This window comes from Hyphomonas sp. (assembly GCF_022844445.1).
In the GTDB taxonomy this organism is placed as follows: domain Bacteria; phylum Pseudomonadota; class Alphaproteobacteria; order Caulobacterales; family Hyphomonadaceae; genus Hyphomonas.
In genome coordinates, this window is sequence record NZ_JALHLS010000014.1 from 1 (window position 1) to 17,465 (window position 17,465).

Sequence of the window (17,465 nt, forward strand, 5' to 3'; positions counted from 1 at the left end):
CGCCGCCGCCGCCCCCGCCGCCGCCCCCGCCTCCGCCGCCCCCGCCGCCTCCGCCGGTGGAAACGACTGAGACGGTTCAGCAGCAGTGCTCGGCACTCAGCCAGGAGTTCGTCGTTTACTTCGAGTGGGATCGCTCGGATCTGACGAGCCAGGCCGCTGCGGTTATCGATCAGGCAGTTGCCAACATCACCGCCGCAACGGGCTGCGCCCCGGGTTCGGTGGCAATCGTCGGTCACACCGATACGTCGGGTGGTTCGGCTTACAACGAGGCTCTCTCGGTTCGCCGTGCTGACGTCGTTGCTGCCGCTCTTACCGAGCGTGGCATCGGTGCCTCGATCATCAACAAAGCTGGTAAGGGCGAAACCGCTCTCGCCAAGGCAACCAATGACGGCGTGCGCGAACCGCTGAACCGTCGTTCGGAAGTCACGATCGTCGTCCAGTAATTACTGGAAGACTTACAAGTCAGACGGCCCGGCAGTTTGCCGGGCCGTTTTTGTTTGGGCCCGGCCCCGCGAGGCTTGCCGCCCCGTTCCAGCTGTGAAACCAAGGGCACATGACAGAGCTAGCCAGACTGACCGCCGACGACGAATCTGCCCGCGAGCGCCTCTATGCGGCGGCGCCGGAAATGCTCAGCCGTACCCGCAGCTGGTCAGCCCACAATACCGGCAGCCTGAACACTGAAGGCCTGCGCCGCTTCGCGCCGAAGCTCGCCGACGCGTTCTCGGCGCTAGAAGCGGACATACAGCTTGTCCAGGGACCTGGCTTCGAAGCCGTAGGCGCCGATGGCAAGACCACGGAAACCCATTCCGGCCCGATCGTCGAAATCTCGTCGCGTCCGGACGCGCCGATTCAGGTCGTTATGTCCGGCCACTACGATACGGTGTTTTCGCCCGGCGTGTTCGAAACGGTGACTGACTTACCGGATGGCCGCGTGAACGGCCCCGGCATGGCCGACATGAAGGGCGGCATCTGTGTGATGCTGGAAGCGCTGAAGGCATTTGAAGCCGGCAAACTCAAGGATCGCCTCGGTTACCGGATCGTGCTTACGCCGGATGAGGAAATCGGCAACTTCTCCAGCGCCGAATCGCTCCGCCGTGCGGCCTCGGCCGGCGCACTCATCGGCATGACTTACGAGCCCGCGATGGAGACGGGGGCTATGGCTGGCGGCCGTAAAGGATCCGCCGTGTTCGACATCGTACTGCATGGCCGTGCCGCGCATGCGGGCCGAGCCAAGGAAGAGGGCCGCAGCGCCATCGAGGCCGCTGCTGAACTTGTCGTCGGGCTGGAAGGCCTCAACAACAAGTTCGGCGGGGTCACCTTCAATGTTGGCTCCATCGAAGGCGGCGCACCGGTCAACATCGTGCCGGATCTAGCCATCGTGCGTTTTGGCGCGCGTGCGCCCGATCATCAGTCAGCGGAATGGGCAAGCCAGCAGGTGCGTCAGCTGTTTGAGCGCGCTGTGGCGCGCGACGGTATCCACGGCCATCTGCATGGCGGTTTTTATCGGCCGCCCAAGCCGCGCAATACGGCGCAGCAGGCCCTGTTCGATGCCGTGCATGCCACTGGCCGCGCCATCGGGCTCGATATCGAATTCGTGGACACCGGCGGCGTCTGCGAAGGCAACAACATTTTCGCGGCCGGTGTGCCCAACGTGGACACGCTGGGCGTGCGTGGCGGGCGCATTCATTCGTCGGAAGAATTCGTCATTACAGAGAGCTTTCCGGAACGAGCGCTCCTGTCTGCACTGATCCTTAACCGGCTCGCAGATGGCCGGATCGATGGGCGACGTATCAAGGAACTGATGGGGCGTTAGCCATGGCGACAGCATATGTTATGCGTCCGTCGCGTCTGGACGATCTCGACGCGCTGACGCAGCTTGCCGAATTGTCCGGACCCGGATTTACCAGTCTGCCGGTAGACGAGGGAATCCTGAAAGAGCGCCTCGAGAAGTCGGACCGCGCTTTCCACGGTCGCCAGCGCAATCTCCAGTATGGCAAGTATCTGATGATGATGGAGCATGTGCCGACCGGGCAGGTCGTCGGATGCTCTGCGGTCAAGGCCGGCACGGGCATCGACCAGCCTTTCTTCAATTATCGCATCATCACGCTCGCACAGGCGAGCCACGCCGCCGGAAATCTTCGCTTCGACATGGACGCGCTGGTCCTCACCAATGAGTATGTGGGGTACACCGAAGTGGGCACACTATTCATCAAGCCAGACCATCGCGGCGGCGGGGCAGGGCGGCTTGCGGCGCAGTCTCGCTACCTCCTGATGGCCGCCGCCCCCGAACGCTTCAGTGACCGCGTGCTTGCCGAGCTTCGCGGCGTGGTCGACGAGAAGGGCGAGTCGCCTTTCTGGGAATGCCTCGGGCGGCACTTCTTCCGCATGGATTTCGCCGATGCCGACAAACTGTCGGCGACCACCGACAATCAGTTCATTGTCGATCTGATGCCCCGCTATCCGATCTATGTGGATCTGCTGCCGCCCGAAGCGCGCGAAGTCATCGGGCGTTGCCACTCTGATGGTGTCGGTGCGCACAAACTGCTGCAGTGGGAGGGGTTTGACTTTGATCGAACCGTCGACATTTTCGACGGCGGCCCGCTCGTCGCCGCGCAGCGCCGGCATATCCGAACGATCCTGGAAAGCCGAATCGTGACCGTTGAGGCAGGCTCCACCGATGGTGACGCAGACGCGCGCCAGGGACTCTTGTCGAGCAACCGCCTTCCGGACTTCCGGGTGACTCTCGGCCGGTTCGCGCGGCGAGGAGAGAGCGGGCTGGTTGCCGCCCCGGATGTGCTTGACGCCCTGAAACTGAAACCTGGCTCTCCCGCGAGAGTTTGGATGCGGAGCAAGTGATGGCGGATGGTGTCTACATCGATGGTCAATGGCGAACCGGGCATGGCCCGGCTTTCGCCAAATCTTGCCCGGCCACGGGGGAGATGATTTGGCAGGGTGCATCAGCAGACGGCGCCGAAGTCGCCGCGGCCGTTGCGTCTGCCCGCAAGTCATTCCGAGACTGGTCGCGCCGCCCGCAAGGTGAGCGCACGGCGATACTTGAGCGGTATGCGGATGAAATTGGTAAGCGCGCGGAGGCGATTGCGGAAGTTATCAGCCGCGAAATGGGAAAGGCCCTTTGGGACTCGCGCGGCGAAGCCGCCACGATGAAAGCCAAGATTGCCGTATCGATCGCCGCACAAAAGGAGCGCGCAGGCGAAAGAACGGAGAATGCCGCCTTCGGCGGCTCGCAGCTAACACATCGCCCCCACGGCGTGATGGCCGTGTTCGGCCCTTTCAATTTCCCCGGTCACCTGCCGAACGGGCACATCGTACCCGCGCTGCTGGCGGGCAACACATGCGTGTTCAAGCCGAGCGAGCTGGCCCCTGGCGTTGCAGCGCTGATGGCGGAGTGTTTCCAAGCTGCCGGCCTTCCGCCGGGCTGTCTCAACATCGTCCAGGGCGGACGCGATACCGGCGCCGCCCTGATCGCGCAGGACATCAACGGTCTTCTCTTCACCGGATCTGCCGCGACCGGCGTCTATTTCCACAAACACTTCGCGGGCCGTCCGGATGTCATCCTCGCGCTCGAGATGGGCGGCAACAATCCGCTGATCATCTGGAACCCTGCCGACGTCGACGCCGCCGCCGACATCGCCGCCCAGTCGGCTTACCTCACCACAGGCCAGCGTTGTTCTTGCGCGCGCCGGGTGATTCTGCCGGCGGGCCAGTTCGGGGACGCCGTCATCGACGCTATTGTCTCACGCGCCAGGGGGCTGCGCATCGGCGCGTGGGACGAGCCAGATATCTTCATGGGACCGCTGGTCTCCGAAAAGGCGCGCACGCAGGCGGTCGAGTTTCAGGCGATGCTGGTCGCCCATGGCGCAAAGCCGATCCTGTCCCTCGATGCCATGCCTCGCGGCGGAGGCTTTGTTTCGCCTGGCATCGTGGATGTCACGGACGCATCCGGCTACCCGGACGAAGAACTGTTTGGTCCGCTCATGCAGGTCGTCCGTGTCAGGACATTCGAGGACGCCATAGCCCAAGCCAATGCCACCAGGTACGGCCTTTCTGGCGGCCTTGTCAGTGATGATGACAGCCTGTGGACCATCGCGTACCGCGAGATGCGGGCCGGTGTGCTGAATCGAAACCGGCCGACTGCCGGCGCCAGCGGTTCCATGCCCTTCGGTGGTCCCGGCCTTTCCGGCAACTTCCGCCCAGGCGCGTACTATGCCGCTGACTATTGCGCGTGGCCGCAGGCCAGCCAGCTCGCTCCAACGGCGGCCCGTATGACCGCGCCCGGATTTCCTGCCTGAGAGGCCGACATGGATAACAGTGCCCAGATTGACTACTGGAACGGCGCCGCCGGCGAAAAGTGGGTGAGGGATGCAGATCGGCTGGACCGGATGCTACAGCCGTTTGCCGAGGCGGTCCTCGCCGCCGCAAAGCCCGTCGCGGGCGAACGGATCATCGATATAGGGTGCGGCGCCGGCGCTCTTTCTTTTGCAGCGTCGGAAGCCGGCGCGCTCACCACCGGCGTGGATGTATCCGAGCCGCTGATCGCGATCGCGCGGCGCCGCGCAGAGCAGCGGGCGCCGGCTGCACAATTTGTAGTGGCCGACGCATCGGCGTGGGCGCCGGATACGAAGGCCGACCTCGTCGTGTCCCGCTTCGGGGTGATGTTCTTCGCCGACCCGGCCAAAGCGTTCGCAAGTATCCGGAAAGGCACAAAGCCGGGCGGTCGGCTGGCCTTTGCGTGCTGGCGTCCGCTTGCGGAGAATGACTGGGCCCTGATGCCGATCGTCGCGGCCCTTCCGTTCTTGAAGGAGCCGCCCGCGCCGCCGCCACCCGGCACACCCGGGCCATTTGCGTTCGGAAGCCGGGATTTCGTCTCGGATGTTCTCGCCCAAGCTGGCTGGTCCGCCGTACGGATCACGCCCTGGGACGGCACTATCGAATTGCCCGGCGCCAATCCGGAAGATACGGCAGACTTCATGCTCGAGATTGGCCCACTCTCCCGCGCCATTGCGGAGCAAGGGGTCGACCGGGCGAAGGTCAAGGACGCGCTAGTCTCCCAGGTACGACGTCTAGCCGGCGCTGAGGGGCGCACACATCTGAAGGCCGCTGTCTGGATCGTGGAGGCGACCGCATGAACGTTGCCACCGAAGTCAATTTCGACGGACTGATCGGGCCGAGCCACAATTATGGCGGCCTATCCGACGGCAACCTCGCCAGCGCGCGCAATGCGGGCGATGTCTCAAACCCGCGTGAGGCCGCCGTGCAAGGTCTCGAGAAGATGCGCACTTTGGTGCGTGCCGGTCTCGTTCAAGGTGTTCTCCCGCCGCTTGCGCGCCCGAATTTCGACCTGCTCGTGGCGGCAGGCTTTGCTGGTTCCGATGCAGACATCATCGACGCCGCCGCGCGCAGCGCGCCCCGTGTGCTGAAAGCAGCCTGGTCGGCCAGCAGCATGTGGACCGCCAATGCTGCAACCGTCTCGCCCTCTGCCGATACCGCTGATGGCCGCCTGCATTTTACAGCCGCCAATCTGTCCACGATGCTCCACCGCAGTATTGAGCACCCGGATACGACCGCCACGCTTGTTTCCCTCTTTGCTGACGAGGAACGCTTTGCCGTGCATGGCGCCTTGCCCGCGCATGCTGACTTTGCCGATGAAGGCGCGGCCAACCACGTCCGTCTCGCGGCGGAGCATGGCGCGCCCGGTGTGGAGCTGTTCGTATTTGGACGGGATATAGGTGAGACTCTCGCCGGGTTTCCGGCGCGCCAGACGCGGCTCGCCTCGGAATCCATCGCCCGGGCGCATGGGCTCAGCGCGCCGCGCGTCGTCTTCGCCCGTCAGGCCCGGCGCGCCATTGAGGCTGGCGCTTTTCACAATGACGTCGTCTGTGTCGGCGCGCTAGATACGCTCTTCTTCCATGAGCACGCCTTTGAGAATACTGCCGCGACGCTCGAGGCGCTGCGGCACGCGGCAGAAGGCCGGTTTGAGCTGAAACCCGTGATGGTACCGGACGCCGAAGTGCCGCTTGCCGACGCGATCTCCTCTTACCTGTTCAACTCCCAGCTGCTCCAGTTGCCCGGCGAGGATCGCCTTGTCCTGATCGCGCCGACCGAGACGCGCGACACGCCGAGTGCTCATGCCTATTGCGAGCGACTAGTCCTCGCGAACGGCCCCATCGGCAGGGTCCAGTATGTCGATGTGCGCCAGTCCATGCGCAATGGTGGTGGTCCGGCCTGCCTGCGCCTTCGTGTGGTGATGACCGAAGCGGAAATCGCGGCCTGCCACGCGGGCGTGCTGCTGGATGAGGAACTGATCGACGAACTGCAGGCGAGCGTCCGTGCCACTTATCGCGACCGTCTCTCGCCCGCCGATCTGGCCGATCCAGCCTTCGCGGACGAATGCCGTCTGGCCCGCGAAGCCATTCTCGAAATCCTTGACCTCGAGTCTCTCCTATGATCCGCCTCTATGACTACTGGCGCTCCTCCGCAGCCTACCGTGTCCGAATCGCTCTGAATCTGAAAGGTGCAGCTTTTGAAACGCTGCAGATTAACATAATTCCGGGTACGGATGAACAATTGGGCGAAAGATACCGGGGCATCAATCCGCAGATGCGTGTTCCGTCCATAGAAGTGGACGGAAAGATTTCTGGCCAATCCATGGCGATCATCGAGTGGATCGATGAGGCGTTGCCGGGTCCGGCGCTGCTTCCCAAAGACACCTGGCAACGCCTTCAGGCGCGCGCCTTTGCCGACATCATCGCCTGCGACATCCACCCACTGAACAATCTCAGCCCGCTGGCCGTGTTGCGACGCGATTTCGGCGCAGACGAATCCGCCATCAAGCGCTGGTATCAGGACTGGATCCTTCGCGGCTTCGCGGCGCTCGAGACGATGGCGATGGAGGCGGGCAGGGGCCCATTCCTGTTCGGCGATACGCCAGGCATTGCCGAGATTGCGCTGGTGCCGCAGGTTTCGAATGCCCGCCGGTTCGATACCGATCTCTCCGCTTTTCCGCGCCTGGTTGCGCTCGATGCCGCCTGCCGGGAAGTTGAGGCATTCCGGCGCGCAGCGCCCGAGAACCAGCCAAAGCCCGCGGCTTAGTCCTGCGATTCGCTGACGACATCATCTGTCTCGCCCGGACGGCGGATTTCGATGATCTCGATTTCCTCTAGTTCGCCCAGCGGCTCTGCCAGTTTCGACGTGTTGTCATTAAGCCAGGGGATGAGGCCGTTGACCAGGCGTTCGCCCCCGCTGGCTTGATGCCCGCTGCCTGAGCGGCGCAGCTGCACTGGTGCAACGCAACCTTCATCTGCTTTGTAACGGCGTGAACAGATCAGAGCCGGCGTGACGCCTTCGGCTAGGCCCGTACCGGAATTAGCTTCACCGAACAGTAATATGCCGCCAAACCGGTCGCGCAGCAGCGGATCGGATTCGAACAGCGGCAGGACGGATGCCGGCAATGGCCTGTCCGTTGCTATAAGGAAAGCGCGGCCGCGATTATCCGTAGACAGATAGTGTGTCAACGCTGCGGCCGTGTCTTCGTCGACAGTGGCGGCGCGCAGGTAGGGCGCATAAACCGGCCCGGTCTTGCTGAAGGCGCCTGCCAGATCGTGCAGCTTTTCAGCTGCTTCGTCGCGCCGCTTCTCGATGGCTTGCGTGTCGCTGATTTCCAGCGCCGCCTCGCCCGCAAGCAGCACGATATCGATGTCCCAGCCCGTCTCCCAGACAGCTGGCGGCGGCAGCTCGGGCCGTTCGGCCCAGCTGTCTGCCGAGGCATAGTCAAACGTTGGCAGGGCGGGGCCGGTTGCGACCGCCTTGTCCCGCATCGACCAGAGAATTGCACTCACGGCGACCGCCAGCAGGATGGCGATGAGGGCGAGGACAATTTTTCTGTTCATGCACGCGGTTCCCGAGTTTAGCGGGCCGCGGTTTTCAGACCCGAATAGCCCGGTTGGTCGACAGACAATTGCGCAATTGTGGTCGATTTGAGATGTGGCAGGAGCCCCTCTGTCGAAAGGTTCATGCGTCCCGACCGGATAGCCTCGCAGAGCAGCGCATTCAACTGGTTTGCGCTTTCGCCGGAAGTTCCGAGCAACCTTTCAAGCCGCGCCTTCTCCTCAGCTTCGGCGGTCGGCCGGATTTCGAGTTCCCGCAGGACCGTGGCGAGGGCATTCGAAGCGACGCGCGCATGGAATGCCGCATGCCCGGTCAACTGGGGCGCAGCAGACTTGTCGATGAAGTTCTTCACTGCTTCGATCAATTCACGGGCGGAGGGACCATCATGCATTGCGGCCAAGTCCTTCGAAAAGGTTGATAAGGTCAATCTCGTTCTCCGAAACGCGCCGGCCGATGGCGGCGCGCTCGACGCTCGGGTCGGCGCCGGTCTTGTAGGCGGAGTACATAGTCATGCACATCACGCCCCACTTCAGGCTCCCGAGGATTTCCCACCAGTCGATGTCTGCCGTCGTATACTTGGCCCCGCCAGCGGCCGCGTAAGCGTCCAGCATGTCTTCTAGGTCGCCGAAGCCACCGGCGCGCTTTTCACTGTGCCCGAAGCGCCAGGAATTGATGCACACCCACGCAATGTCCTCGCGCGGGTCGCCGATATGCGCAAGTTCCCAGTCCAGAACGGCGCCGAGGCCCTGCTCATTGACGATCAGGTTGCCGAGCCGGAAATCCCCGTGCACCAGCACGGGACCGTCTGGTTTCGGGGCATTTTCTTTCAGCCAGGCAAAGGCGAGTTCCAGCACCGGACGGGGCATCTCGAAGCTGCGATAGATCGTTTCGTATTTCGCGATCTGGTCGGCGCCACTGCTGATTGGCAGGGCGGGCAGGCCTTCAAGGCGCACGGCGTGAATTCCGGCAAGCGCCTCGCCGCAATCTTTTGCAAGGCGGGCACGGGCAATCTTGTATTCTTCGTCCCGCAGGATCTTTCGTCCCAGCGTTTCGCCCGCAACCCGGCGCATGACAAAGGCTTCACCGAGCGCGCTGCCCGGCGGCGAGACGTGCAGCACTTCGGGCACGCGCACGCCGGATTTCGTCGTGGCGCTAAGCAGCGCAGCCTCCGTGGCGAGAGACACCGCTTCCGAGCTACGTGCCATTGCCACCCCCCCGGGCGCGCGGCGCAGGATCAGCGCATGCGTGTTCCCGGGCGCAGCTACATCAAATGACCAGGTTTCCTGGCTGGCTCCGCCCGACAGGCGTTTCAGACCCTCGACACGTGCGCCTGCGCCGAAATGCGCGGAGGCCCACTCATTCAGGGGCTTTTCGATCTCGATAACGTTTCCCATCTTCGCCACAATTACGCGGAAGAAGGCGCACGCCAAGCGGTAACGCTGAGGAAGGCGATTGTGCGGGAGTATCACCAATGACTGACCGGCCCCAACCTGACGATCCGCTCGGCGTGATCGTCCCGCCAACCAAGCAAGGCTTGTTCAGCTGGCTGCGCGAGCGCCTTGTCGCGGGCATGCTGATCGCGCTGCCGGTGGTGGCAACGTTCGTCATCCTGGAGTTCCTGATCAACCTGATCGACAGCCGGGTCGTGCCACTGATTCCCGCGGCCTTGCGGCCGGAAACATATCTCGACTATGCGGTGCCCGGCTTCGGCCTGCTGATCCTGCTGATTTTCCTCACCCTGCTGGGCGCCCTCGCGACAAACTTCCTTGGCAGCTACTTCGTCTCGCTGACGGACCGGATCCTCACGCGCGTGCCAGTGGTGCGCTCGGTTTACTCCGTGTTCAAACAGATCCGGGACGTGTTCCAGAGCAACTCGGCAGGCCAGTACAAGGAAATCGTCATGGTCGAGTATCCCAAGCAGGGGAGCTGGGCTGTGGGGTTTGTTGCGGGTCCTGCGAAGGAAGAACCGGCACACCGTCTCGGGCCGGATTTCCTCACGGTGTTCGTGCCGACCATCCCGAACCCGACTTCCGGCTTCCTGCTGTTCGTGAAGGAAGCGGATGTCATCCGACTCGAGATGACGATCGAGGAAGGTGCCAAGCTGATCCTCTCCGGCGGCCTCGTCTATCCGCCGTTTCCGCGTGTCAGCGACACCGGCGCAGCGGTGGGCAAATAAGGAGTCTCAGGACTGAGGCTCGACATCTGTGTTGACGCGCGGCGTCAGCAGCTCCCGCGCAATACGCAGCGCGTTCGCGCGTGCGCCGGTCAGCTTCGGATCCGCGGCAATGACTGCTTCGGCATCCTTCGCGGCAATGTCCAGTAGCGCGGCGTGACGTGCTAGCTCCAGCACCCGATACTCCGTCGCGCCCGCCTGGCGTACGCCGAGCACATCCCCCGCACCGCGGAGGCGGAAGTCTGCCTCGGCAATCGCAAAACCATCTTCGGTGCGACGCAGCGTGTCGAGGCGTTCGCGGGCTGTCTCGCCAATGGGGGGGCGGTAGAGGAGGATACAGAAAGAGGGCTTGTCGCCACGGCCGACACGACCGCGCAACTGGTGCAGCTGAGCGAGGCCGAAACCTTCGGCGCGCTCGATGACCATGATGGTGGCTTCCGGCACATCGACGCCGACTTCAATGACGGTGGTGGCGACGAGGACGCGCGTCCTGCCGGAGCGGAAGTCTTCCAGCGCCGTGTCTTTCTCGGATGGTTTCAGCCGGCCGTGCACCAGCCCGACCCGGACCCCCAACTCGTCTTGCAAGGCCGCATGGCGGGCAACGGCGGATGAATCGTCGTCATCGACATCGACGCGTGGGCAGACCCAGAAGGCACGCTCCCCCCGTTTCAGGGCGCGCCCTATGGCCTCGATGATTTCCTCGATGCGAGTATCCGGGATGGCGCGCGTCTCGACTGGCTTCCGGCCCGGCGGCTTCTCGTCGAGGATCGAGACGTCGAGGTCGCCGTGAACGGCCTGCGCGAGGGTACGCGGGATCGGTGTAGCGCTCATCACCAGCATGTGCGGGCTTTCAGATTTGCCAATAAGGCGCATCCGGTCATTCACGCCAAAGCGGTGTTGCTCGTCCACGATGATCAGGCCAAGTTTGCGGAAGGAGACGGCCTCCTGGAACAGCGCATGCGTGCCCGCCACGATCTGGATCGTGCCATCGGCCAGCGCCATAAGCGTGCTTTCCTTTGCGCTGCCCCGGTCGCGGCCCGACAGCACGGCCACTCTGTAACCGAGCGGCGAGAGAAGCGTGTCCAGCGTGTCGAATTGTTGGCGCGCCAGCACTTCCGTCGGCGCCATGAACGCGGACTGGAAGCCGTTTGCCGCCGCTTCCACGGCCGCCATCGCGGCCACGAGCGTCTTGCCCGCTCCCACATCACCCTGCAGCAGGCGCCGCATCGGCGATCCACTGGCGAGGTCCCGGCGGATTTCTTCGCTGGCCCGCAGCTGCGCGCCAGTAGGCGTGTAGGGCAGCGCCTTGATGAACAGCGCCTCGGACTTCGGATCGGATCTGATGATCGGCGCCCGCCGTGCTTTCCGCGCAGCGCGCGCCAGCGAGAAAGCCGAGGCGCGGGCCACGGCTTCGTCATAGGCGAGGCGCTCGCGGGCGCGGGCGAATTCGTCTTCGTCATACCGCATGGGCGCGTGGAGGATCGCCAGTGATTCGGCGAACCCTGGCCAGCCGCGCTGGCGAACGAGGTGCGGATCAGACCATTCCGGCAGGCCTTGCGGAACCGCTTTCAGGGCCTGAAGCACGAAAGTGTGAACCCGGCGGTTCGTCAGGCCGGCAGTCAGGGCATAGATCGGCTCGACTTCCGGCGGCGCCTCACCCTTGGCCGGGTCGACGACGAAATCCGGGTGGGTGATCTGACGCTCCCCTTTGTAATCCTCGATCCGGCCGGATACGATCCGCGTGGCGCCCACGGGGAACTGCGACTTCAGCCAGCGCGGGTCCGCGCGGAAATAGGCCAGCGTCAGGAAGCCGGACTCGTCGCCAAGCTGAATCCGGTAGGGTGACTTGTCGTTGAACGGCGCGTGATGAACGACGACCTCGCCGCGCACAGTGGCGACCTCGCCGGGAACGGTCTTGTCAAACTGTTCCCGGACCCGCCGGTCCAACCAGCGTTCCGGCAGATGGAGCAGGAGATCCCAGACCGTGTTGCCGCCGCAAAGGCGTTGCAAGATGGGCAGCAGTTTGGGCCCGACACCGCTCAGCGTGTCGAGGCTTGCAAACAGCGGAAAGAGTCGCTCATCGCGCATGTTGGCAACAAGCTAGGCGCACCTGCGAAGCGGCACAATCAGCTGCGCCCTTTCCTCGCCCGGATATAGGCATAAGATGCTCCCTGCGCCCGGGCTTTCCCCGTCCAGAAACCGTCTTACAAGCGGGCCGGCCGTCCAGACGAAACGAAACCTGTAAAAAGCCTTCTGCATGACCGATGAAAACCGCCGCAAGATGCTGAAATTCCGGGCCTGGCGCCGTGGGTTTCGGGAGATGGACCTGCTGATGGGAAGCTTCGCAGACGCGACCCTCGAATCGCTGAGCGGAGAAGGGCTTGATGAATTCGAGCGCCTGCTCGAGGTGCCAGATTGGGAAGTCTACGCCTGGCTCATCGGCCAGAAGCCCGTGCCGCTGAACCATTCAGGTCCGGTGCTGGACCAGCTCATCGCATTCCGCTACGCCGCGCAATCCGGCTGAGGCCGGGTGAAAAGGTAGCCTGATGACCCCCGCTGATTTCCTGAAATCACTAAGCGGCCCCGCCGCTTTTGCCGGTGCGCCTTTTGGCGCCGACGTGATCACGTTCTGCGAGGCGCTGATGAAGCGCGGCGGCATCGGCGTATACGTTGCCCGCGACGACCGGATGGCGCAGGCGGCACGGCGCATGGCGCAGTTCGCAGCGCCGCGTCTGGAGCAGGGTGACCTGCCGGGCTGGGATGTGCTGCCCTATGACCGGATCAGCCCGACGCCGGCAACCGCCGCGCGCCGTTGTGCTGGCCTTGCCCGGATCGCCCGCTATGAAGCTTCGCAGGGTCCGCTGCTGGTGGTTACGACCGCCGGGTCGCTCGTGCAGCGCGTTCCGCCGATTGCGACGCTGCGCAAATCCTCCTTCGCCATCCGCAAGGGCCAGACGGTCAAAGCCGCTGACCTGACAGAGTATCTCTCCTTCAATGGCTACGTCCGGTCGAGCACGGTGCGCGAGCAGGGTGAGTATGCGATCCGGGGCGGCATCATCGACATCTTCCCGCCGACCGCGCTCGAACCTTACCGCCTGGATTTCTTCGGCGACGTGGTCGAGACGCTCCGCACGTTCGACACCGAGACGCAGCGCTCAACCGGCGCTGCTGAAGGCGTGACCTTTGCGCCGGTCAGTGAGATCCTCTTCGACGACAAGGTGCTAAGCGGTTTCCGCGACCAGTTTCTCGAAACCTTCGGGCCTCCGTCCGGCGATCAGATGTACGAAGCGGCGCGGGCGTCTATCCGCCGGCAGGGCGTCGAGGCCTGGCTGCCGTTGTTCCATTCGCATCTCGACACGCTGTTCGACTATGTCGGCGAGAGCGGCTTGTGGGGTCTCAGCGCGCTGTCGACCGAAGCGGCACACGAACGTCTGACGCAGGCGAGCGACTATCACATGGCACGCCTTGATGCCGGTGGAGGCGATGTTCGCGTCGCCAAGGTGTTGCCGCCAGAGCGGCTCTACCTCAAGATCGATGAGCTGGACGCGCGTCTGTCGGAGCGGGCCGCTGTGCGCTTCAGCGCCAATGAACCGGCGGCGAACGCCTTTGACATGGGCGGCCGGCGCGGCCGGGATTTTGCGCCGGAGCGCATGCGCACGGACGTCAACATCTTCGAGACCGTGATCGCGCATGCCAAGGCATTGTATGCCAGCGGCAAGCCGGTGGTGTTCGCGGCCTGGTCGACAGGTTCGGCAGACCGGCTGATCAATGTGCTCGGCGATCACGGTCTCACCGGCCTTGCGCAGGTGCACACACTGGAAGCGGCCAAGAAGACCGATTTCACGGTCGCCGAAGTGCCGATCGAGGCCGGCTTCTCGCTGCCTGGCGTAGCGATGATTTCCGAAGCCGACGTCCTGGGCGACCGTCTCGCTGCGCCCCGGCGCAAGCGCAAGACGGCAAGCTTCATCACTGACGCGACGGCGCTGACGGCGGGTGACCTCGTGGTGCACGTCGACCACGGCGTCGGGCGCTATGTGGGCCTGCGCACGCTGGAACTGACTGGTGCGCCGCATGACTGCCTGCAGTTGGAGTATGCCGGCGGCGACATGATCTTCCTGCCTGTCGAGAACATCGACCTGATCAGCCGCTATGGCTCCGAGGAATCCGAAAGCCAACTGGACCGCCTTGGCGGCGCCGGCTGGCAGACGCGCAAGGCGAAGGCGAAGAAGCGCATCCTCGAGATGGCCGCTGAACTGATGCAGATTGCTGCGGCGCGCGAACTGCGCCGGGCGGAGGCTCTGAATGCCGGGCAGGGGTTCTACGAGGAGTTTGCGGCACGCTTCCCCTACGAGGAAACCGAGGACCAGCTCTCCGCCATCGAAGATGTTCTGGCGGACCTGTCATCCGGCAAACCGATGGACCGCCTTGTCTGCGGTGATGTGGGCTTCGGCAAGACCGAAGTCGCGCTGCGCGCCGCGTTCGTTGCGGCGATGAGCGGCAAGCAGGTGGCAGTAATTGCCCCAACGACGCTGCTGGCGCGCCAGCACTTCAAGACTTTCGAGGAACGCTTCGCCGGCTGGCCGTTAGCGGTGCGGCCGCTGTCGCGTTTCGTCAGTGCACGGGACGCCGCCGAAGTGCGCGCCGGTCTGGCCGACGGCAGCATCGACGTGGTGGTCGGCACGCATGCTCTGCTCACCAAGGAGATCGAGTTCAAGCGCCTCGGTATCATGATCGTGGACGAGGAGCAGCGCTTCGGGGTCAAACACAAGGAGCGGCTGAAGGAGCTGAAGTCCGATGTGCACGTGCTGACTTTGTCGGCGACACCGATCCCGCGCACGCTGCAGATGGCGCTGACGGGGATCCGCGACCTGTCGATCATTGCGACGCCGCCGGTCGACCGCCTGGCCGTGCGCACTTACATTACCGAGGAAGATACCGTCACCCTGCGCGAAGCGCTGCTCCGGGAAAAATATCGCGGCGGACAGGCCTATTTCGTGGCGCCTCGCGTGCTCGATCTCGACAAGCTTGAGAACTTCATGCGCACAAACGTGCCTGAAGTGAGCTTCATCGTGGCACATGGTCAGATGGCGGCGGGCGAACTCGAAGACATCATGACCGCCTTCTATGACGGGAAGTATGACGTACTGCTGTCCACAACTATCGTCGAAAGCGGTATCGATATTCCGCGCGCCAACACGCTGATCATCCACCGGGCCGACATGTTCGGCCTGGCACAGCTCTACCAGCTGCGCGGACGTGTGGGCCGGTCGAAACTCCGTGCTTATGCCTACTTCACGACGCCGCGCGACAAGGTGATCACCGAAAGTGCCGAGAAGCGTCTGAAGGTGCTGCAGTCGCTCGATTCGCTGGGCGCAGGCTTCCAGCTGGCGAGCCATGACCTCGACATGCGCGGCGCAGGCAACCTGCTGGGCGACCAGCAGTCCGGTCAGGTGAAGGAAGTCGGCGTCGAGCTTTACCAGTCGATGCTGGAAGATGCGGTAAAGGCGTTGAGGGCGGGCGCGAAGGATGAGGAAGATGTGGCGGACGACTGGTCGCCGCTGATCAACCTCGGCGTCGCCGTGCTGATCCCCGATGGCTATGTTGAAGACCTGAACGTGCGCCTGTCGCTGTACCGACGCCTGTCGGACATCACCACCGCGCAGGACCGCGAGAGCTTTGCTGCTGAACTCATTGACCGGTTCGGTCCGTTGCCGGATGAAACGCGTCAGCTGCTGGATGTCATGGCAATCAAGGTTCAGTGCCGCACACTCGGGATTGCGAAGCTGGATGCCGGAGAGAAGGGAGCCGTTCTGACCTTCCGGCCGGATACGATCATGGATCCGCAGCGCCTGATGGAAATTGTCCGCTCGCGCCCGAACCAGCTGAAGCTTCGTCCGGATTCGAAGCTGGTCCATTCCGGCCTCGGCGGTCCGCCCGAGCGGCGCATCCCGTTGGTCAAGGCCTTCCTGAAGGAGCTTGAATCTTCTTGCGGTCTGGCCTCTGCCGAAGCCGCCGACGCAGTAGCCAAGATGGCGACTCGAAAGGCAACTGCACCGGAAGATAAGTGGGGCAAGAAGCTGTCGTCAGGCTTCCTGACGGACGACTAGGTCAGGCAGCGAGACGCGGACGCAGCAAGGGTCCGCTGAGTGCGGCGCTGAGCAGGGTTTGGGCCGTGTGGTAGGCGCGCTTCTCGATGACGCGCCAGCCAAATCGGTTGCCTGAAAGCGGTGCGTGGTGCGCGGCGTGTTCGGAAATGCGGTCCGCCAGCCGCACGCCCCCGCGATAGGGCGTCGCCGGGAGGGTCACGGCAAAGTCACCGGGTGACAGAAGTGCCGGGCAATCGGTATCGCGGATCTGGGAGCGGATCACTTCCGCAAACTCCTGCTGCGCCGGAATGGAGATCGCCGCGCCCGGGTCCATCCGGAAGGTCAGCACACAGAAGGGTTCGGCGCGCTGAGTGGCCACTTCCATCTGCCGCGCGATATGCGCTTCCATGAAGCGCCGGCTGAACATGCCGGTTGTAAAGTCCATCAGGACCGAGGCGATGGCGGGCCGCGGCATGATCGGCGCAAAGGCGACGAGGCGGCGGCAGACCGTTTCGATCAGTGACACGATGTGGGCCATCCGTCCGGTCGCATCGATGACTTCGGTCGCTAGCGAGATGACCGTGTTCTGGCGATCGTTCAGGTGAATGTCCGGATGCGTCAGAGCAATTACCGGCATGGCGCCGAGGCCATTCTCCTCGGCAATCCAGCGGGCTGTGGCACTGTCGTCGCCGCGGAAGGAATCCAGATCGATCAGCGCCGCTGCAAACCTGTGTTCGCTCATGTAGCGACGGGCGGTGTCGCGACTGATGGCAGCGGTCAGGTCGATACCGCGCTGCTTGATCGGCCCCTGAAGCGACAGGTACAGCGGCGAGCCTTCGCCGATATAGAGGAGAGACGGGACTACATTCAGGTCTGCCTGCGGAATGCGGACGCCGAAAGAAGCGGCAGTATCGCGCCGGATTTCGGCTTCGCGCAGACGGCTGGACCGCCGGGCGAGGGCTGTGAGGCGGCTTTTAAGGCCGGAAAGGTCGCGGTCGCAGCGAAGGATCACGGTTTCGCCGGCCGAGGGCAGCTGTGAGTTAGACGTGTCGAGCAGCACGATCTGGCGGTGTGCCTGCACCATTGCGGCGCGGGACAATGCCTCAAGGACCGGCCGGGTTGCGGTCGCGATGTCGATCAGAAGTGGATCGGGAGCGCTGAAATCGATGTGACGGGCGGCCGGATAAGGCCTGAGACCGCTGGCTTTCAGGCGCGAGAAGATCACTTCGGTCCGGGGGCTCTCCGACGCGATTTCGATGGGGGGATCGAGAAAGGAGAGATCGGACATGCAGAACGCGCCA

At 63.8% G+C, this 17,465-nt stretch carries 15 protein-coding genes; 10 read left to right on the plus strand and 5 right to left on the minus strand.

Going from position 1 to position 17,465, the window contains the following annotated elements; all coding sequences use genetic code 11:
* From Q0C17_RS14300 to maiA, 7 genes are all read left to right on the plus strand, one after another.
* A partial coding sequence (locus tag Q0C17_RS14300; RefSeq protein WP_291207724.1) for an OmpA family protein occupies positions 1 to 443 on the plus strand: 443 nt, incomplete at its 5' end.
* Between the two features lie 110 nt (positions 444 to 553).
* On the plus strand, positions 554 to 1,813 hold the full coding sequence (locus Q0C17_RS14305) for a hydrolase (RefSeq protein ID WP_291207726.1): 1,260 nt from the start codon (positions 554 to 556) through the stop codon (positions 1,811 to 1,813).
* A gap of 2 nt (positions 1,814 to 1,815) precedes the next feature.
* On the plus strand, positions 1,816 to 2,856 hold the full coding sequence (locus Q0C17_RS14310) for an arginine N-succinyltransferase (RefSeq protein WP_291207728.1): 1,041 nt from the start codon (positions 1,816 to 1,818) through the stop codon (positions 2,854 to 2,856).
* Positions 2,856 to 4,310: a succinylglutamate-semialdehyde dehydrogenase gene (gene astD, locus Q0C17_RS14315; protein ID WP_291207730.1), complete on the plus strand. Its 1,455-nt coding sequence runs from the start codon at positions 2,856 to 2,858 to the stop codon at positions 4,308 to 4,310. Before Q0C17_RS14310 ends, astD begins: the two co-directional genes overlap by 1 nt.
* A 9-nt stretch (positions 4,311 to 4,319) precedes the next feature.
* Positions 4,320 to 5,147, plus strand: coding sequence for a class I SAM-dependent methyltransferase (locus tag Q0C17_RS14320; protein WP_291207732.1), 828 nt, complete (start codon positions 4,320 to 4,322; stop codon positions 5,145 to 5,147).
* A complete protein-coding gene (gene astB, locus Q0C17_RS14325; protein ID WP_291207734.1) occupies positions 5,144 to 6,466 on the plus strand; it encodes an N-succinylarginine dihydrolase in 1,323 nt (440 codons plus the stop codon). The genes Q0C17_RS14320 and astB overlap by 4 nt, the downstream gene beginning before the upstream one ends.
* Positions 6,463 to 7,110, plus strand: a complete 648-nt coding sequence (maiA, locus tag Q0C17_RS14330; protein WP_291207736.1) for a maleylacetoacetate isomerase — start codon at positions 6,463 to 6,465, stop codon at positions 7,108 to 7,110. Before astB ends, maiA begins: the two co-directional genes overlap by 4 nt.
* On the opposite strand, the gene Q0C17_RS14335 is transcribed toward maiA, so the two are convergent.
* From Q0C17_RS14335 to Q0C17_RS14345, 3 genes are read right to left on the minus strand one after another with little or no spacing between them, the layout of a single operon-like run.
* Positions 7,107 to 7,907 (minus strand): hypothetical protein, encoded by an 801-nt coding sequence (locus tag Q0C17_RS14335; RefSeq protein ID WP_291207737.1) that lies wholly within the window; start codon positions 7,905 to 7,907, stop codon positions 7,107 to 7,109. The genes maiA and Q0C17_RS14335 overlap by 4 nt on opposite strands.
* A gap of 17 nt (positions 7,908 to 7,924) precedes the next feature.
* Positions 7,925 to 8,296 carry a DUF6285 domain-containing protein gene (locus Q0C17_RS14340; protein WP_291207738.1) on the minus strand — a complete coding sequence of 124 codons (372 nt, stop codon included), beginning with the start codon at positions 8,294 to 8,296 and terminating at the stop codon, positions 7,925 to 7,927.
* The gene (locus Q0C17_RS14345; RefSeq protein ID WP_291207740.1) at positions 8,289 to 9,299 is read right to left on the minus strand and encodes a phosphotransferase family protein; all 1,011 of its coding nucleotides are present in this window, start codon (positions 9,297 to 9,299) and stop codon (positions 8,289 to 8,291) included. Before Q0C17_RS14345 ends, Q0C17_RS14340 begins: the two co-directional genes overlap by 8 nt.
* A 77-nt stretch (positions 9,300 to 9,376) precedes the next feature.
* On the opposite strand from Q0C17_RS14345, the gene Q0C17_RS14350 reads away from it, so the two are divergent.
* The gene (locus tag Q0C17_RS14350) at positions 9,377 to 10,081 is read left to right on the plus strand and encodes a DUF502 domain-containing protein (protein ID WP_291207742.1); all 705 of its coding nucleotides are present in this window, start codon (positions 9,377 to 9,379) and stop codon (positions 10,079 to 10,081) included.
* 6 nt (positions 10,082 to 10,087) lie between these two features.
* On the opposite strand, the gene recG is transcribed toward Q0C17_RS14350, so the two are convergent.
* Complete coding sequence (gene recG, locus Q0C17_RS14355) at positions 10,088 to 12,166, minus strand: ATP-dependent DNA helicase RecG (protein WP_291207744.1); 2,079 nt, start codon at positions 12,164 to 12,166, stop codon at positions 10,088 to 10,090.
* 169 nt (positions 12,167 to 12,335) lie between these two features.
* On the opposite strand from recG, the gene Q0C17_RS14360 reads away from it, so the two are divergent.
* Both Q0C17_RS14360 and mfd read left to right on the plus strand, forming a co-directional pair.
* Positions 12,336 to 12,602 carry a succinate dehydrogenase assembly factor 2 gene (locus tag Q0C17_RS14360; protein ID WP_291207746.1) on the plus strand — a complete coding sequence of 89 codons (267 nt, stop codon included), beginning with the start codon at positions 12,336 to 12,338 and terminating at the stop codon, positions 12,600 to 12,602.
* Positions 12,603 to 12,624: 22 nt separating this feature from the next.
* A complete protein-coding gene (gene mfd / locus Q0C17_RS14365) occupies positions 12,625 to 16,185 on the plus strand; it encodes a transcription-repair coupling factor (protein ID WP_291207748.1) in 3,561 nt (1,186 codons plus the stop codon).
* Position 16,186: 1 nt separating this feature from the next.
* Here the strand turns inward: mfd and Q0C17_RS14370 are convergent, their stop codons facing one another.
* Positions 16,187 to 17,452, minus strand: a complete 1,266-nt coding sequence (locus Q0C17_RS14370; RefSeq protein ID WP_291207750.1) for a hypothetical protein — start codon at positions 17,450 to 17,452, stop codon at positions 16,187 to 16,189.
* Between the last annotated feature and the right edge of the window lie 13 nt (positions 17,453 to 17,465).

Bases quoted from the DNA above. Each gene is read 5' to 3' on its own strand.
- astD (WP_291207730.1), top strand. From the start codon at position 2,856: ATGGCGGATGGTGTCTACATCGATGGTCAATGGCGAACCGGGCATGGC.
- recG (WP_291207744.1), bottom strand. From the start codon at position 12,166: ATGCGCGATGAGCGACTCTTTCCGCTGTTTGCAAGCCTCGACACGCTG.
- Q0C17_RS14370 (WP_291207750.1), bottom strand. From the start codon at position 17,452: ATGTCCGATCTCTCCTTTCTCGATCCCCCCATCGAAATCGCGTCGGAG.
- Q0C17_RS14340 (WP_291207738.1), bottom strand. From the start codon at position 8,296: ATGCATGATGGTCCCTCCGCCCGTGAATTGATCGAAGCAGTGAAGAAC.
- Q0C17_RS14320 (WP_291207732.1), top strand. From the start codon at position 4,320: ATGGATAACAGTGCCCAGATTGACTACTGGAACGGCGCCGCCGGCGAA.
- Q0C17_RS14360 (WP_291207746.1), top strand. From the start codon at position 12,336: ATGACCGATGAAAACCGCCGCAAGATGCTGAAATTCCGGGCCTGGCGC.
- mfd (WP_291207748.1), top strand. From the start codon at position 12,625: ATGACCCCCGCTGATTTCCTGAAATCACTAAGCGGCCCCGCCGCTTTT.
- Q0C17_RS14310 (WP_291207728.1), top strand. From the start codon at position 1,816: ATGGCGACAGCATATGTTATGCGTCCGTCGCGTCTGGACGATCTCGAC.
- Q0C17_RS14350 (WP_291207742.1), top strand. From the start codon at position 9,377: ATGACTGACCGGCCCCAACCTGACGATCCGCTCGGCGTGATCGTCCCG.
- astB (WP_291207734.1), top strand. From the start codon at position 5,144: ATGAACGTTGCCACCGAAGTCAATTTCGACGGACTGATCGGGCCGAGC.
- Q0C17_RS14335 (WP_291207737.1), bottom strand. From the start codon at position 7,907: ATGAACAGAAAAATTGTCCTCGCCCTCATCGCCATCCTGCTGGCGGTC.
- maiA (WP_291207736.1), top strand. From the start codon at position 6,463: ATGATCCGCCTCTATGACTACTGGCGCTCCTCCGCAGCCTACCGTGTC.
- Q0C17_RS14345 (WP_291207740.1), bottom strand. From the start codon at position 9,299: ATGGGAAACGTTATCGAGATCGAAAAGCCCCTGAATGAGTGGGCCTCC.
- Q0C17_RS14305 (WP_291207726.1), top strand. From the start codon at position 554: ATGACAGAGCTAGCCAGACTGACCGCCGACGACGAATCTGCCCGCGAG.